Source organism: Spirochaetota bacterium, from assembly GCA_026414805.1.
Taxonomy (GTDB): Bacteria; Spirochaetota; UBA4802; order UBA4802; family UB4802; genus UBA4802.
This window is the reverse complement of the sequence record JAOAIH010000013.1, coordinates 21,684-38,897: the sequence shown is the minus strand read 5'-3', so window position 1 is coordinate 38,897 and position 17,214 is coordinate 21,684. Positions and strand designations below refer to the sequence as shown.

The 17,214-nt window shown below is 37.8% G+C and carries 12 protein-coding genes; 1 reads left to right on the top strand and 11 read right to left on the bottom strand.

Annotation, left to right across the window (positions count from 1 at the left end; genetic code table 11):
- Positions 1–27: 27 nt before the first annotated feature.
- Positions 28–303, bottom strand: coding sequence for a DUF167 domain-containing protein (locus N3F66_04365; GenBank protein MCX8123381.1), 276 nt, complete (start codon positions 301–303; stop codon positions 28–30).
- Between the two features lie 746 nt (positions 304–1,049).
- On the opposite strand from N3F66_04365, the gene N3F66_04360 reads away from it, so the two are divergent.
- Complete coding sequence (locus N3F66_04360) at positions 1,050–2,012, top strand: alpha/beta hydrolase (protein ID MCX8123380.1); 963 nt, start codon at positions 1,050–1,052, stop codon at positions 2,010–2,012.
- Between the two features lie 17 nt (positions 2,013–2,029).
- Here N3F66_04360 and N3F66_04355 read toward each other — a convergent pair whose 3' ends face one another.
- From N3F66_04355 to tmk, 10 genes are all read right to left on the bottom strand, one after another.
- Complete coding sequence (locus N3F66_04355; protein ID MCX8123379.1) at positions 2,030–3,022, bottom strand: MBL fold metallo-hydrolase; 993 nt, start codon at positions 3,020–3,022, stop codon at positions 2,030–2,032.
- A 19-nt stretch (positions 3,023–3,041) separates the two neighbouring features.
- Complete coding sequence (locus N3F66_04350) at positions 3,042–3,854, bottom strand: 50S ribosomal protein L11 methyltransferase (protein ID MCX8123378.1); 813 nt, start codon at positions 3,852–3,854, stop codon at positions 3,042–3,044.
- A gap of 3 nt (positions 3,855–3,857) precedes the next feature.
- Positions 3,858–6,155, bottom strand: coding sequence for a vitamin B12-dependent ribonucleotide reductase (locus tag N3F66_04345; protein MCX8123377.1), 2,298 nt, complete (start codon positions 6,153–6,155; stop codon positions 3,858–3,860).
- A gap of 305 nt (positions 6,156–6,460) precedes the next feature.
- Complete coding sequence (gene carA, locus N3F66_04340; protein ID MCX8123376.1) at positions 6,461–7,549, bottom strand: glutamine-hydrolyzing carbamoyl-phosphate synthase small subunit; 1,089 nt, start codon at positions 7,547–7,549, stop codon at positions 6,461–6,463.
- 57 nt (positions 7,550–7,606) lie between these two features.
- Positions 7,607–9,034: a hypothetical protein gene (locus tag N3F66_04335; GenBank protein MCX8123375.1), complete on the bottom strand. Its 1,428-nt coding sequence runs from the start codon at positions 9,032–9,034 to the stop codon at positions 7,607–7,609.
- Positions 9,016–10,494 carry a hypothetical protein gene (locus tag N3F66_04330; protein ID MCX8123374.1) on the bottom strand — a complete coding sequence of 493 codons (1,479 nt, stop codon included), beginning with the start codon at positions 10,492–10,494 and terminating at the stop codon, positions 9,016–9,018. The genes N3F66_04335 and N3F66_04330 overlap by 19 nt, the downstream gene beginning before the upstream one ends.
- A 64-nt stretch (positions 10,495–10,558) precedes the next feature.
- Positions 10,559–13,057: a signal peptide peptidase SppA gene (gene sppA, locus N3F66_04325; protein ID MCX8123373.1), complete on the bottom strand. Its 2,499-nt coding sequence runs from the start codon at positions 13,055–13,057 to the stop codon at positions 10,559–10,561.
- A complete protein-coding gene (locus N3F66_04320; GenBank protein ID MCX8123372.1) occupies positions 12,975–15,290 on the bottom strand; it encodes a SpoIIE family protein phosphatase in 2,316 nt (771 codons plus the stop codon). Before N3F66_04320 ends, sppA begins: the two co-directional genes overlap by 83 nt.
- Entirely contained in the window at positions 15,287–16,588 is a 1,302-nt protein-coding gene (locus N3F66_04315) for a hypothetical protein (protein MCX8123371.1), read from the bottom strand. The genes N3F66_04320 and N3F66_04315 overlap by 4 nt, the downstream gene beginning before the upstream one ends.
- 11 nt (positions 16,589–16,599) lie before the next feature.
- Positions 16,600–17,214 carry a dTMP kinase gene (tmk, locus tag N3F66_04310; protein ID MCX8123370.1) on the bottom strand — a complete coding sequence of 205 codons (615 nt, stop codon included), beginning with the start codon at positions 17,212–17,214 and terminating at the stop codon, positions 16,600–16,602.

Sequence of the window (17,214 nt, the reverse complement as noted above, 5' to 3'; positions counted from 1 at the left end):
TTTGTATTTAAGAACACAAAGTAAAAATTATTTGCTATTATAATCATCAAGTTTTTGTTTCAAAGCAACATCATTTAAGCCTTTAATTTTAATCTGTTTATTCCTGCCTTTTTCACCACGTATTATTTCTACAGAGGATTTTGGAACTCCAAGCACATGGGCTAATAGCTGTATTAGTGCTTTATTTGCTTTTCCATCAACAGGTGGTGCATTCAGGTGCACTCGTAAAATACCATCTTCAAACTGTACACTGTTTTTTGATGATTTTGGTATAACCTTAACAGAAATAAAATATTCTTCCATACATTTCAACAGTATTTTAGGTAGAGTGATAAAAAAGAAAGAGGATGAAATTTGAAGGAATTTCACCCTCTTTCTTTTCTGGATAACCTTTACCCTTACTTGTGGTACATCTAGTACCAAACTGACTTTCCGCAAGATTCCTTGCGGCTAGAATAGTAAGAATTTAGAGTTGTAAATAACCTAAAACTTACTCTTCGTTATATAATAAAATATCTTTATAAGAAAAAGTCAAGCATTACTATTAATTTTTTATGTGTGACATAAAAATTTTATCACTGCTACCGAGTAAATTTCGAAAACAATATAACACATGACATGCAATAGTAAAAAGACAACTTAAATATAGTTTTTGTATTAAAATCATAAATTTTATATTCTCTATTCTCACTACCTTACATCTTTATAGAAAACTAACAATTGAAAAATTTTTTATAATCATCATTTCAATATATTAAAAATTCTTATCAACACTGCTATAGGTTATAAAATATTTGTTGACAAAAGTACCGACTTGTCAGTATTTTTACTTACTCTATTTTTTCCTATTTATCTATAGAGATAGTATCTGGTTTGAACCATAAATTCAAACCAAACATTTATTACATATTGTATACAAAAGATTATCAGTAACCCTTTTATATAAGGAACTCAATTTAGAATTAAAAGGATTCTTTAATAACAATTGTTATTTTTGAATATCATTTACAGGCATCACATTACTGTGTATTTTCCTATGGAGGTATTTCATGAACACTTTCACACGACTTATTATGTTATTTATGGTATTTACTCTAACAGTAAGCTGCTCATCACTGGGTATGAGAAATATTCCCCTTGATGATCTGAAACCTAAATACGCCAATGAATCATCGCGTTTTATTATAATTGATGGGACAACCATTCATATCAGAGATGAAGGAAAAAAAGATAAACCGGTATTATTGCTTATTCATGGAGTCTGCTCATCTTTGCATACCTGGGATGGATGGGTGTCATTATTGAAAGAACATTTCAGGATTATCCGATTTGACATACCCGGTTTTGGATTATCAGGCCAAATCCCATCCAAAAACTATACCCCAGAATATAGTGTGGAACTTCTTAATAAAGCTATCGAAGAGATAGGCATTAAAAAGCTTTCAATAGCAGGAAACTCCCTTGGGGGTTTTATAGCATGGAAATTTGCAGTAGCTCATCCCGATAAAGTTGAAAAACTTATCCTGATTGATTCTGTTGGATATCCTCAGGATATGCCATGGCTGTTAAAATTTTCTACAAATATATTTGTACGACCTTTCGCACGAATTGGCATGCCTCGATATTTTATAAATAAAGCTGTACACGAAGTTTACGGCGATCAGACAAAAGTTACTGATGCAGTAGTGGACCGATATTTTGAGCTATCGCAAAAAGAAGGAAACAGAAGAGCATGGATAGATGTATTCATGGTAATGAAGGAGTATTCCAAAAAGCAGGATCTATCCAGAGGGCTTACTGCTATTAAATGTCCAATTATGGTAATGTGGGGAACAAAGGATACCTGGATCCCCTATACAACAGAATTTCCAAAATGGCAAAAAGACCTGCCAAATGCTGTCTTCAAAGTTTATGAAGGAGTAGGACATATACCTATGGAAGAAATTCCTGAACAAACTGCACAGGATGCCTTTGAATTTTTAACAGGGAAAAAGCTATTGATTGCTCGATAGGAACATTTGCTCCTTTTTTACAGTTTGTGTATATCAAACTTGTTGGCCTTAATTCTTTTGCCCTCAAATCTGAGGGCATTTTTTTGCAACAGATATTCTATTGTAACAATAATCCACCCTTTTGCCAGCCATCGGCGCTCAACAGAGCGCGGATAAATAATATTCAAAAGCTTATTAAATGTAATTCCATTTTCTTCATTGGCAACAATTGAAAATACTTGCTTTGTCCTGAGTTTTCGGTATTCTATTATTTCTTTTATTCTTTCTTTGGGATTATTTATTGGGCTGCCATGAGCAGTTAATATGAGTTTTAAATTTGGCAGATTGCAACATGCTTCAAGAGTAGCGTAATATTCTGCAAGGTCTGAACGGGGAGGACCAAGCCAGGTATAAATGCTTCGTAAAATATTGTCTCCAGCAAATAAAATGCCCTCCTGTTTTTCATACAACATGATATGGTCATTGCAATGCCCTGGGCCATGTAGTACAGTAAAGGTATAGCCATTTACCGATATAGTTTGGCCTGGCACCACTGTGCTATCATACGATTGAAGAAATGAAATGCCATATACCCTTTTGTACATGCTTCTGAATACAAGCTGTAGTGGCAGTTGGGATATTCGCTGGGATAGTGTGGCATAACGGTACTGCTGCACGGTGCTCAATCTGTACGACTCATGGTACGCTCGTACATCAGTTAAAACCTTTGCCATCTCTCCTGTAAGCATAACCTTAATATTGTAGTGACTCTGTATTTGCTTTAGCCCCGAAAAATGATCAGGATGTGAATGACTTGGTATTACGTTTGAGATGTGCCACTTGGGATTTTTATTCTGCACAAAATTAATTGCTTCACCCATCAAGCGTATTGAAGTGTCATCACCATATCCTGCATCAAATATTAATCCTTCTTCACCTGCAATAATATATACATTCACCGGAGGAGCTATTTTCCGTGATCTGTGCTGTACAACTCTGAAAATGCCGGGATATATTTCCTGGGGATTCATTTGTTATGAGCTATCGCTTTTATTTATTAAATACCATGCAATGCCACTGGTCCATGATAGTATCATCTACAAGCTTGCAATATGTTGCAAGCAATTTACGCACGGTTTTTGCCCAGCGGTCATGTATACCGCTGACAATTAACGTACCACCTTTTTCAACCAAAGACACAATTACATCCGCATTTTTCTCAATAATATCTGACAATAAATTTGCAACAACAATTTTATACTGTTTTGTATTTTGCATATCTGCAATATCTTTTACAAAAAAATTAATGTTTTTACATCCATTGTAGGCAGCATTTTCTTTTGCGCGTTCAATTGCCACAGGGTCAATGTCACACGCATCAATACTGCCAAATCCAAAAAGCTCAGCTGCAATAGCTATGATGCCAGTACCTGTCCCTACATCACATACTGTATATGTTGCACAAAGCTCAGGGGCGATAGCTTTGGCAATCATTTCCAATGACTGAATGCACATGCGTGTAGTAGGATGTGTTCCATCCCCAAAGGCATCTTTTGGGTTAATTGCAATGCAATATTTGTATGAGCTATCGCACACATTTGCTTTTGTTGCAGGATAAATAAACACTGATGATGTGACTGCTATACCATTGAATGAATCTAAATAGCGATATTTCCATATTTCTTCATCAAGTGTATTTACAGAGAGAATGTAATCACGTGCAAACACAGGTATTTCGTCTTCTGAATTAAAAAGTGCGATAATGGCTTTTTTATCATACAATATGGAAATGCTTTGGGCATGCGCTTCCAGTTTGGCAGCCAATTCCCTGTCAATGTCAAAAGTAAAATACACCTGAAACATGCACTATCCGCACCGTGAAAAACCACATATTCGGCATACTGAGCAGCCTCCTTCAAATTCCAGCGGCCCATGGCATTCAGGGCACACACCAACCATGACGGTGTCCGCTCCCTTGCCATTTGTTTCGGCTATATTTTTATTCATGTCATCTACATTGTCAGCCTGAAGAGCGTCAGGTTGTATATATCGCTCCATAGCTTTGGCAATTGCATCGGCACAGGAATAGATCCTGCCCCCTTTGACCCATGCTTGGTTTGGACAGCGCACTCCTTTAAGTTGCTTAATAATCTGCTGTGGTTCAATGCCCGAACGAAGCGCAAGCGATATCAACCTGCTTACTGCTTCCGCTTGACTTGCAGCACACCCCCCTGCTTTCCCCATGGTGGCAAAAACCTCAAACAATCCCTGTTCATCTTCGTTAATAGTTACATACAACGAACCGCAGCCTGTGTTCATTTTCAATGTTTTCCCCCAGGTTACTTCTTTTCGCGGGCGTGGCTGTATTTTTACTACTGGACGCTTTTCTTTTTCATCCCTTTGAACCTGCAACACCTGTGACTCGCGCGAGCCATCTCTATATACCGTTATACCTTTACACCCTAACTGGTACGCCAATTTGTACACAGTTGCAATATCATTGACAGTTGCTGAATTTGGAAAATTTACAGTCTTTGAAACAGCATTGTCCACAAACTCCTGAAATGCTGCCTGTATGCGCACATGCCAATGAGGAGCTATGTCATGAGCGGTAACAAACAATGCCTTGACATCGTCTGGCAATTCTTCAATATGAGCTATTGAACCCGTTTTTGCAACTTTCTGCATAAGCTTGTCACTGTAAATGCCCTTTTGTTTACAGTAGTCTACAAACAGTGGATGTGATTCAACAAGCTTGTTATTATCCAGCACGTTGCGTACATAGGCAAGGGCAAAGATGGGCTCAATCCCGCTAGATGTGCCGGCTATAATGCTTATGGTGCCCGTTGGTGCTATTGTTGTTGTAGTTGCATTGCGCAAAGGCTCTTGGCCTTTTTCAGCATATTCAGACAGTGGAAAATTTGGGAATGCACCGCGCTCTTTTGCCAGAGCACGTGAAGCATCTTTTGATGCTTCCTGAATAGTTGCCATGACATTTCTTGCAATACTTAAGGCCGCTTCAGAATTATACGGCACACCTATCGCAATGAGCATGTCTGCAAAACCCATAACACCAAGCCCAATTTTTCGATTTGCTTTTGTATTTTCCTCAATCATTGGCAACGGGTACTTGTTGACATCAATAACATTGTCAAGGAAATGCACTGCCTTATAGGTTATATCCTTTAACAATTCATAATCAACTGCTACAGTGGATCCATTATATACAATACACCTGGCCAGGTTAATGGAACCAAGATTGCATGATTCGTATGGAAGCAATGGCTGTTCCCCACAGGGATTGGTGCTCTCTATCAGACCAACTTTCTTTAACACATTCTTTTCATTTATTCTGTCAATAAATACTAATCCCGGCTCACCATTTTTCCATGCCATCTGTACAATAAGATCAAATACTTCGCGGGCTTTGAGCTTTCCGGCAGGCTTGCCATTGCGAGGATTTACAAGTTCATATTCATCATCATCCTCAACTGCTTTCATGAACGCATCGCTTACTGCTACCGAACAGTTAAAATTGGTCAATGCATCATTATTTTCCTTTGCACGTATGAATTCTATTATATCAGGATGGGTTACATGGAGTATTGCCATATTAGCACCACGGCGGGTGCCTCCCTGCTTTATGGTTTCAGTAGCTGCATTAAAGATATTCATAAATGATACGGGGCCGCTTGAAACACCTTTTGTTGTCTGCACTACATCATTTTTAGGGCGCAACCGCGAAAACGAAAAACCGGTGCCTCCTCCGCTTTTATGAATCAAAGCCATGTATTTAATTGCATCAAATATGCCATCCATTGAATCTTCCACTGGCAGGACAAAACACGCAGAAAGCTGCCCTAAAGGCCTTCCTGCATTCATTAAAGTGGGGCTGTTGGGTATAAACAGAAGATCAACCATCATCTCATAAAATGTGGTTGCAACCTGATTCACATGACGTAAATCTTTTCCATACAGTAAATCAGCCGAAGCAACATATTTTGCTATCCGCTCAAACATCTGGCGGGGCGTTTCTATGCATTTGCCCTCTTCATCTTTAGCTAAATACCGCTTTTGTAGGACAATCTTCGCATTTTCTGTTAATTGAGGTTCTTTATCCGAATGTATTGCAATCTCATTCCAGCTGTGTACTTTTGCACTCACAGAAATTCCTCCAGCAAAATTTTAAATTTAGATTTTTGCACCCATCCCTCCGTATCCATTACGTGCATACTTGTCATTGAGTACGGTGAAACCTCTATCAATAACAAATATATAAATATATCTGTACATAATGTATAAAAACATGAATTAATAATCAACTGCTATGTGTAATCATAAAGTTATGCGGGAATCAATAATGCTACCTTTTGGCAGTGATTTGTCAACAATCATTATAAAAAAATTATATACTACTTTATACCAAACACCTGCCCTAAGCAGATGTTTGTTGTAATAAATTTTTATAATTATGCCTGCGACACCATAGTATAAAAATCTTTAAACAGGTACCGTGAATCATGCGGACCAGGATTTGCTTCGGGATGATACTGCACGCAAAATACTGGAAGTTTTTTATGACGCAACCCTTCTACAGTAGTATCGTTGCAGTTGACGTGAGTAATTTCAATATCCGAAAGTTTTTTAGTTGATTCATAATCCACTGCAAACCCATGGTTTTGAGAAGTTATTTCTACCTTCCCGTTTAAAAGGTTTTTCACTGGCTGATTTGCACCCCTATGGCCAAATTTAAGTTTATATGTCCTTGCTCCCAATCCCAGCGCTATCAGCTGATGCCCTAAGCATATACCAAAACATGGAATACCTGTTTTTAAAATATCTTTCACCAGCACTTTTGCATAGTCAACCGCATCAGGGTCCCCTGGCCCATTAGATAAGAATACTCCTTTTATTTGTTTATTCTGCAATACGTCTGATAGTGGCGTTATGCCCGGATACACGATAACATTAAACCCCTCAGCTTTCAGAAGCCGCAAAATATTGGTTTTAACCCCAAAGTCAAAGACTGCAATGGTAGGTGCCGCATCGATATGCTGTCCAAACGTGTACGGTTTGTTGCACATGACATTGCGAGTCAAATCAAGTCCTGCCATCTGTGGGTGAGCCAACACTTTTTCCAGTGCTCCCTTTTTATCTGGGAAAATCCCTGCACGCATCGCCCCTTTATCACGAATGTGGCGTGTCAGCTTACGCGTATCCACACATTCAATACCCGGCACCTTGTATTCTTTCAGATAGTCATGAAGCGACCGTGTTGCTCTGTGGTTTGAATACAGTTTGCTGTATTCCTTTACAACAAAACCTGCCACCTGAACCCTTGATGATTCTACATCCTCATCGTTGACGCCATAATTGCCAATCATAGGATAGGTCATGGCAACTATCTGCCCGCTGTACGATGGGTCAGTTAACACTTCCTGATATCCGCTCATAGAAGTGTTAAATACAGCCTCGCCTATAGCTTCTCCATCCCATCCAAAGCCCACGCCTTCGAATGTAGTTCCGTCTTCTAATATTAAAAATGCCTTCCTAGACATAGCTTTCCTTTCTTTCATACAGTTTGTATATCAATTATATTACAAATGGTAGCCACTTCAATAATTTTTGGAAAAATATGCATAAAAACACACATCGCTGCTAAAGCCTCCTATCCCAATATTAATGGGGACAGTAGTGTGCGATAGCTCATAGGAATAGACTGTATATGCAGGCGATGCAATCCATGCGTGGAAAAGCTCCACCAGTTTTATCCCCGCTATCATCCCAGCCCACAGTGAGCGTTTTGATGTATCCTGAAAGCTATATGCTAGCAATCCTCCAAGTGTAAACTCTGATAGCCAGTACCCATATCCATACAGCCTGTGGCCTTTATAAAAAAGGCCTCCTCCCGGAACTATCGCCGAAATAAGTAGGGCAGTTACATTCCTTTCATCAAAAAATGGGGGCAGAAGCCTTTGTTTTTGGTATGCATAGGCAAGCTGATTAAAAAATGCAACCGTATAGGTAACCGGCAGCGTTGCCCATACATACCAATGTAGGTGGTAGAGGGCATCAGTCTTATCATGATCTTTAATCCACGGAAAAAAATTTACTTTCCCGTTGCCAAGTGCCGGAACAAGTAAAAGTTGTCCAATCACTGTGAATGCACCGGCATACACACCCCACCAGTCTGGCTCAGAATGGGTAAATCCCAGATAGTGCGTTGCAAGATATGCGCCATACCCAGGAAGAAGAATATTGCCAAATGGATTAACAATACAACAGCTCTCAACTGCACGCTTGCTGTCACTGTCGCCTTTGAGCAATTTTTTGCCTGAATATTCGTACACAACATTTTCATGAATGGCTGAGGTGAGTGCATCAAGCAATTTTTTACGGCTCACAGTTGACGATAGTGACAGCTTATCACCAACTGTATATTCATCTTCAAGCCGCACCAACGCACTATACCTATGCAGCACTTTCACTTCACACTTTTTCCCATTGTTTAATGTATATGTTTTGACCTCAAGCCCATGCCACTGTCCTGCATCAATAATGTAAGTGTGGGCATCCACTTTTATTTTTACCGTACACTGTAGTACATCCGTATGGCGTCTGATAATTTCTCGTTTAATTTTTAAGGGGATATTTTTAGCAACAGTAGCCTGTACTGTTATAGTTTCTTCTTTAAATGGGGTTGTATCATCAAGCGGTACAAATGAAAGCTCACCGTAATACACCGGACCTACAAGGAAGACCCTCATGTACACAAGAAGCGACACCCCGTACAGGTGCGCTGTGCCAGTAATATCACCAGCTGACGGACTACCTGTCATGCTGTAGAAACTTTCTACATCAGCAGGGACAAGCTGCCTGCAGCTAGTAAATGCTTCTTTTACTGCATCTTTTGTTATGCTGCTCAATGCCTGTATCATTGGTGTCTGTATGCTTGTGTTAATTATAACAACATCAACAGGCATATCTGCGTATACTGGCAGCTGGCACACCATTATAAATACAATTAGAAATACATAGCGCATGATATTCCTACTACCTTTTCATAGGGGTTTATCTTTAACAAAGGAAAGATTCTTACAAATTTACCTTCATCTGTTACCGATAGCTCATAGGGTATATGCAATGTATGAGCTATCTCCATAATTTTTATAAGCGATAGCAACCCGGCATATACATACACTGCTTTTGTATTGGATGCACCAGTAGTGTAGCGGTTATGTTGTTCATCCCACCACATTGGTTTTGCATAATTATACAGCAATCCATACATGCAAATATTGGTAAGGTGAAAGTACAGATAGCCCCACATTCGATGCCCTTTGTAGAACAATCCGCTTCCACCACCTAACAGCGCAAGGTATATTTCAGTAGTTGTGGATCCCATGATTGGTACCTGTCCCTTATAACTGCGCGCCTGTGTAAGGTACTGATTCGAGAATGCATCTACAAATGATGGCATCCCCCCAACTACAAGCATGTACCACCCAAAGTAATATGATGCCATCAAATGGCGTGATATATCCTCATGTTCACGTTTGAGAACAGAAGGCCTGTGCATAAACCCCCACACCTGTACCCCAACGTAGGGCAGCACATTAGCTGACCATAACAAAAGCCCGTGGTAGTCCTCATTGGCATAGTAACCAAAGAGAGGCACAATTACAGGCATCGTTGCACTTGCTGGTACAGTAAATGCCATGAGGGTACAGCTATCTTCCGCATGCCCTTTTTTGAAAACAATTTCACGCTTTCTACCATAGTAAAACTGCTGTAGATATGCAGCTTCTTTCCTGAAATCCTTCACTACAACACAGCCATCAGGCACAGAACCGTTTATGACATTGTCACTTACTTCAACACTGCCGGCAGGAATAAGCACTGAATATCCTTCATATACAGTCTGTACAGTGTAGTATGTATACCTGCCATTAATGATATAGTCACTTACAACTCTGTTGTTGTGCACTATCAGGGGTACACTGTACTTCTCACAGAGCATGGCCATAAACTGTGATGCTATTTCTTCGGCAATATAGCTTGCTTCACGGTCAGCTCTGTCAAGGATGTTGACTTCAACTTTAGATTTATAATCACAGATCTGTGTACCATAATATGGCATGTCAAAGCCAAACGCTTTTATGGTAATTGTGTACCCTCTGGAACCACGCTCCACTGTGCCACCAATAATAATCTGCACACCAGCCTGTTGTGCAAATTGTACTATGCATTGCTCCTCCTTACAGGGCAAATGCTGTAACTGTTGCAGAAGGTTATCGGGGTTTAGTATATCAAAAATCTGTAACGATGCTGCAATATTTATGCAATGCTGTCGTATGAGGGATGCAAAATAATTTTCATCTGATGAATATCCTCTGAATAAGCCAAATCCTGCTTTGGGTTTTGCATAGGCTGGAAAGGAAAATAACACTACATATACCATTAACAGTACATAATACAATAGTTTACATATTCTTATTTTCACAAAAACCTTCTTTTTAGAATGCGATAATAACAAAGAATTAAAAGTAGATAAAAATTGTGAAATATTATTGTATTACTATATCATATGGATATAATAACAACACTTCTTCGTTAGAGAGCGACTCAAACATAACTGTATTCAGTACATACTGCAGAATGCCTGACAGTGATGCCTGGAAGCTTGTCCCTTTGAGTATCTTTCGTAAATCCATATCCTTTTGAGGTAATTGTTCCACCTGGAATTCCCCTTTGATGCCTGCCAGCGTAGCGGCATAGGACAACGCGGCAATAAGACCACCTTCCCTATCTGCAAGACCATTCTGCAAAGCCTGTGAACCGGTAAAGACCTTACCTTCAGCAACCATCGGAATTGTGCTGGCTGGTATATTCCTCCCCAGTTCTACTTTCTTAATAAATTCATTATACGTAAAATCTACACTCTTTTGAATAAGCTGTTTTTCCTTTTCGGTAAAGGGGCGCGACTCTGAAAATATGTCAGCAAATTCACTCATCTTGATTGTTTCTTTATTGATTCCTAATTTATTGTATAACTCTTCCAAATTAAGTTTGCCAAAAATCACTCCAATTGAACCTGTAATGGTTGCTTTGCTTGTAAAAACAGTGTCATTTGTACAAGCAATATAGTAACCACCTGATGCAGCAATGTTGCCAAATGAGATTACCACGGGCTTTTTATACTTTTTTTTCATTGCCATAAGCGAATGCCACATCAAATCAGAGGCTATTGCCGATCCACCTCCAGAATTAATGCGTATAACAACTGCCTTTACATCCCTGTCAGAAAATACTTTTGTAAGATACTTCTGATAGTTAACGTCCCCAATCATTGTTGGCTGGAAGATTCCATCCTCCCTCGATTGACCTCGTATGATATTGCCCTCAACATAGATAACAGCTATCCTTGGCTTTTGGCCCCACTCATATACAAACATCTTCTCTTCTATGTAATTTTCGCATGTAACCAGGTATGATAACCCATATCGCTCAACCCCAAGCCTCTGCATCACATCAAATGGCCTTGCTATTTCATCTATAAACCCTTTATCTTTTGCCTGCTGCGGTGTAAGCATTCCTGCTGCAATGCATTGCTCCACTTCCCCTACTGAAATATTCCTGTCCTTTGCAATATCATTAATGAATTGCAGGTTTAAGTCTTTGAGTAGTGATATAATGTTTTCCCTTGCAGCATCTGACATCTGCTGACGTGTAAAAGATTCGCCAAATGACTTGTACTGCCCTTTTTTCACTTCTTCAAACTTCACTCCCACTTTATCAAGCAGCCCTTTGAAAAAATACACTTCAGCTTTAAGCCCTGTAATGGCAAATGGCTGGTTTGGAACATAAAATATTGTAGAAGCAGACGAAGCAATATAGTATTCTAAATTGCCCATCGATGCAAGTATACAATAAACCGGTTTGCCTTTCTGTTTACAGCGTTTGATTTCTTCTCTCAACTCCTGTGCCTGGGCAAAATTTAATGCTGGTGCATCTATCTGTATGACTATCCCAGCAATGCTTTTATCATACATTGCTTCACGCAGTGAGCGTACAATATCAAAAAATGATGCCCGTGATGGCTCAAATACTCCTTTTTCTTTTATCTCCTTGACCTCTTCCCGTAGAACTATCGACAAATACCGCATCTTGGAACTGAATGCATTCCTGAAACGCTCTTCCGTCAATGTTATACCAAACGTATACGCTGTAGCCTTTTGTTTATCAAAATTCATATAGCCAAAGTCATACATTGATGTGCCACCAGTTCTGGTTGATATATCAAATGGGATAGCCATAGCAAAGAATATATTTTTATCTGTATCATATTGAACAGAATACATAATGTCATGCCACACTATACCTGAAAGAGTGAACATGTGCAACACATCATCCCATTTTTCCCCTCTGTACCGTTTTATATCCCATGCCAATGATATAACATTCCCAAATGGTCTAATCCCAATAGAATACCATTGGCGCTGCTTTACTGTAGTCTGATTCAATGAAGGCTCATTTGCATGATCTACAACCATACCAAACGAAAGAAATCTAGAGGGAAACAAAAGCAAGCTATATCCCCACGATTTCACAGGTTCACTTTCGACAGTATACCTGTTATAACTTACACCCACACCTAGCCAGTCAGAAAGCATTATACCTTTAGCAAAATACCAGGAATGGCCTTCTGTCTTTACAACATTTTCATCTTTAAACAGCGCCTCCACAGTACTATAGGCGCATGTAAACCCAAAGATGGTTGTGGCGGCATAATGCATTCCAATATCACCTTTATTTATGTGTGCGTATCTGTATTGTAGTGAGAACGCTTCATTAATATCCGCAAAAACAGGGTTGATAACACTATATGATGGGATACCCGGCATCGATACTGTAGCACCCGGCATTAACACATCATTGGCTTGCTGTTTAATATTGGCAACAGCTTTTCCAGCAACTATTGTATTAATCAAAATGCATGCCAATAATAGTAATGTCATCTTTGATATATTCCTGACCAAATACCATAATTCCTTCTGTAATAGCATGAATTTTCTCCTCAATAGATTTTCCAAAAGATTGACTCAGTAGTATTTTCAATGAATCTTCGCCAAAGGTTATATCACTGTTGCTATTATATAGGTCTGTTAATCCATCAGTATAAAGAAACATCTGATCACCAGGGCTAAACGAATACCGTGATGAGTAATATCGTGTTATTGGGTCAACACCCAGTATTTTTGACCTTCCTTCCAGATGACATAGCTTGTTATCATTCAAGATTACTAAAGGTGCTAAGTGACCTGCATTAATATACTCCATAGATCTGGTTTGTTTATTATATAAACCAATAAACAACGTGATAAGCTCAAATCCTGAATACCTGATTGTGAGAAAATGATTTAATTCGGCAACAACTTTATCAATACTTTTTTTCTCTTTTAACATGCCGTTAATGATAGCACTGGTTGCTGATAAAATCATTGCAGCTGACAGACCATGGCCTGAAATATCTGCAATAACAACTGCCACTCTGTTTTTATCCACCGGAATTATATCGTAGTAGTCACCAGTGACTTTTAAATATGGTCTTGAATATATTGAAAACTGTATACCACAATCTTTAGGAGGCTGTTTTGGGAAAAGACGCACTTGTATGTATGAGGCAAGATCAAGCTCCTTCTCATAATTACGGGAATTGATATATTCTGCCAATGCTTTGCTGTTTATAATTAACTGGTGCACCTGCAATGCAAGCATAGAAAGGAAATTAAGTTCCATGCTTGTAAAATAGTCACCTTTGTTATGAACAAAGAGAATCCCTTTCAGTGAACCATCTATATATACCGGGATACATGCTTCAATGCCATGTTCTGAAATATATCTTTCAACAGCTCTTTCATAGTCTCTGCTGGAAAAAAAACTTGCTGATGTAATGGGTTCTCTCCTTTTATTGAAGAAAGTGGCAAGTTCAGAAATATCACTTATAACAGTTATCCTGTCATCATTATAATGATAGTCATCAATGATAGCATAACTTATCCTTTTAACTTTAATTAATGTTTTTAGTTCATTTTCAATTGCATCAAGTTTTTCTTTTAGATCCTTTGGCCAGGCTATAATTTCGGCTATGCGCTGCAGAGACAGTGCATATTCATCATTTTTCAAAAATATTATATCATCAAGTGTGCGTATAATAAGCATTCGTATATGGAGGATGACTAGCATAATTGCAACAAAAAGGGCAATAATAATAGGGGGCGATAGCAATATGGAATAAAAATTATAAATGTAAAACAATCCAGTAGATATGACCACAGCAATGATACTGTCCACAACCATAGATATACTGTTTTTTTGAAGATTTGCCACCGAACCTAAGCTATAGTTTGCTAAAAGTCCATTGCCTACACTCACTGGTATTGCTACAGTACAAAAAAGTGACAACAAAATATATGCTTTAATATCAATTATTGTGCCAATGAGCAAAACCGCAAATGGCAATACTCCGCCTACTATAATTCCCCCTGCTATTACAATATTTCTTTTTATTAAAAACTTTGCTCTGTTGTCATTTTTAAAAAGCAAAAAAAATATGGCCACAATAAATAACACAATCATAATTACAGCATAAAGCTTAAATATCACTTCAAAGGGTAGTGTATTGAAAAACGATAGAGCGCTTAATGTAACACCAATTATCCCTATTGCCCAGTACCAGAATTTTTTTTGCATTGCTATACTGTCATTCATCATATACACAATAGTAAACAGTGAAAAAGGGACTGTTGAACTGATAAGAGGGAAAATAGCATGCAATCTATGAACAAAAAACAGATCAATATATTCCACACAATTTAAAGCAACTGCAGCTGCCAGCAACATGAATACATCAGCAAATATGTCTTTGCGAGCATAATATACACCAATGGCCCACACAACTAAAAGTATTGAAGAAAATGTGAGCAGCAAAACCAGCCATCGTGAAATAATATTATTACTGGCAAAACGCTGCGTAACTTTTTTATTATTGATTTCAACAATACATTCCCACTCTGCTATTGAATTTAAATTTTCTTTTACTGACAGCTTGTTGCATTTAAGCAACTTTGAATTGAATGCCGCCTGCGGATTATCTTTCAAACGATAATAAAATGTGCTGCCAACCAATAACCTGTCAAAAGGGTAATAGGTTGCATTTGTATAACCATCAAAAACCGTTATAATAAATAATAGAATGTATATAACACTGAAACTATAGATAAGTATTTGTTTTTTCATACAATTTCTTGAAGTATCAAAATAAAATTATCTTCATGTTTAGTAAAATCATCAGGCAATGCGAGGTGTTCAATGTTCAAACTTTCTTTTACTATCTGTGGCAAATCTTTTGCAGTTATTATAAGTTTATTAATATTTTTAATTTGATTCACTTTATTACTAAGAACAAGATGAAAAATTCTTTTCTTTTTCTGAAAATATATCTTTATATCACAGTCCCGGGATCTACTAACACAATATTGTTTCTTTTTCTTCTTTACTATTATCAAAGGTAAATCATTTTCAATTAATTCTTTTTTAGTTAATACTTCATTTATTTTTTTTATAATATTGTCTGGTCCAAAACCAAGCCGTGAATAACTCTGTAATAATACACTGATTGCAGGTATCTGTAACGATAATAATGAAATTTTTGACTGCAATGGGCATACTGCAATATATGTAGTCCATGTATCAGGGCTATAAATATTAAAATAATATGTAGTTGCGCTGGAATTATTTTTTACTATTGTATATCGGACATTCTGGATAACACCAGTATCAGGAGGCATAAACTGTTTTAGCACTTTATACCCCATTTCGTACTCCTTTTCAATTTCCTTGCTTCTAATTAATTCATGCACAAAAAAGCTATTCACCGCAACTGTAGCAATCTTTGACGCCAGGGCCTTTAGCATCAAAATATCCCGTTTTGCTATTCTTCTTTTCATTTCGCCAATGACCATAAGTCCTAAAAAAATATTATGATAGTAAATAGGAATTATAATTTCACCATTTAGCTTTTCCATCTCAAACATGATAGTTCTTTGAAAATGCAACGAAGGATCCATCTTGCTTTTTATCAGAATATCATCGCTGGATTGAATAACTCTGAATATAATATTATTTTTATCAATATGGGCTTTGCGAATGATTTTCTGTTTGTGCTGTTTCTGATAATAGATGGTATAATCATCTGTATTGTGTGAATAAAATATTAAAAGACCTGATCTAACACCTATATACTGTAACACTTTATCAAATATTTCCTTAATAATGTCATCAAACGATTCCAGCGACAAAAAACTATCCACTGTCTGAATATATAGGTCTTCATATTTAAGAGGAATGATCTTTTTATACAACCGTTCAATGTAATGGGTATACAGCGGGAATACCATCACAGTAGAAAACACTATAAAGATAACAAGAAGATTGCCCTCAATATGGGCTGTATAAAGCGTCCACCCCATACACAGCAAAGAGGAAAGAAAAATAATATTTATCCCTTGAATAATTAATTGGCGTAATACCCTCATACAAAGTCTATTTATCCTGTTACAAAATGTTTTGTAAAATCATTTAGTATTTCTTTAAAAATATCTTCAACTCCACGGCCACTCCCATTAATGAATGCAAAGGTTTTATCAGCTATCGATAAATAGTTATTCCTTATCGTTTCAAGAACATGCAATTTGTCAAATATCTCTTTGTTGTTGCCCGACCTTTGATGTATCCGTTCCAAAGCTAAAACGGGATCAATATCTATATAATATACTCTCTCAGGTACCGGGAAACCTTTTTCAATATTCATCCTCACAATATCCACTGGTTTTAAATCATCCCCTGCTTGATACGCCGCAGTAGAATAAAAATATCTATCAACTATCACTACATATCCTTTTTCCAATAATGGGCGTATATTATGCTCAACATCATACGCCCTATCCTGAATAAATAATGAAAGAAGCTCCTGCCGGGTTCCTGCAATTTTGCCTTTTAATATGTCACGAAGCTTTTTGCCATACTGGCTATCTGTTGGCTCCTGCAATAAAGCTGCGTTAGTTTTTCCTTTACAGTACGCATATAAAAGATTTGCCTGAGTGGATTTGCCTGCACCATCTATTCCTTCAAACACAATAAAAAGCGGGGTTTTAATCTTCAT

What these genes read in the sequence shown, in the direction of transcription:
- N3F66_04350 (MCX8123378.1), bottom strand. Translation starts at nt 3,854, where the DNA reads ATGTTTCAGGTGTATTTTACTTTTGACATTGACAGGGAATTGGCTGCC.
- N3F66_04365 (MCX8123381.1), bottom strand. Translation starts at nt 303, where the DNA reads ATGGAAGAATATTTTATTTCTGTTAAGGTTATACCAAAATCATCAAAA.
- tmk (MCX8123370.1), bottom strand. Translation starts at nt 17,214, where the DNA reads ATGAAGATTAAAACCCCGCTTTTTATTGTGTTTGAAGGAATAGATGGT.
- carA (MCX8123376.1), bottom strand. Translation starts at nt 7,549, where the DNA reads ATGTCTAGGAAGGCATTTTTAATATTAGAAGACGGAACTACATTCGAA.
- N3F66_04315 (MCX8123371.1), bottom strand. Translation starts at nt 16,588, where the DNA reads ATGAGGGTATTACGCCAATTAATTATTCAAGGGATAAATATTATTTTT.
- N3F66_04355 (MCX8123379.1), bottom strand. Translation starts at nt 3,022, where the DNA reads ATGAATCCCCAGGAAATATATCCCGGCATTTTCAGAGTTGTACAGCAC.
- N3F66_04320 (MCX8123372.1), bottom strand. Translation starts at nt 15,290, where the DNA reads ATGAAAAAACAAATACTTATCTATAGTTTCAGTGTTATATACATTCTA.
- N3F66_04335 (MCX8123375.1), bottom strand. Translation starts at nt 9,034, where the DNA reads ATGCGCTATGTATTTCTAATTGTATTTATAATGGTGTGCCAGCTGCCA.
- N3F66_04360 (MCX8123380.1), top strand. Translation starts at nt 1,050, where the DNA reads ATGAACACTTTCACACGACTTATTATGTTATTTATGGTATTTACTCTA.
- sppA (MCX8123373.1), bottom strand. Translation starts at nt 13,057, where the DNA reads ATGCTATTACAGAAGGAATTATGGTATTTGGTCAGGAATATATCAAAG.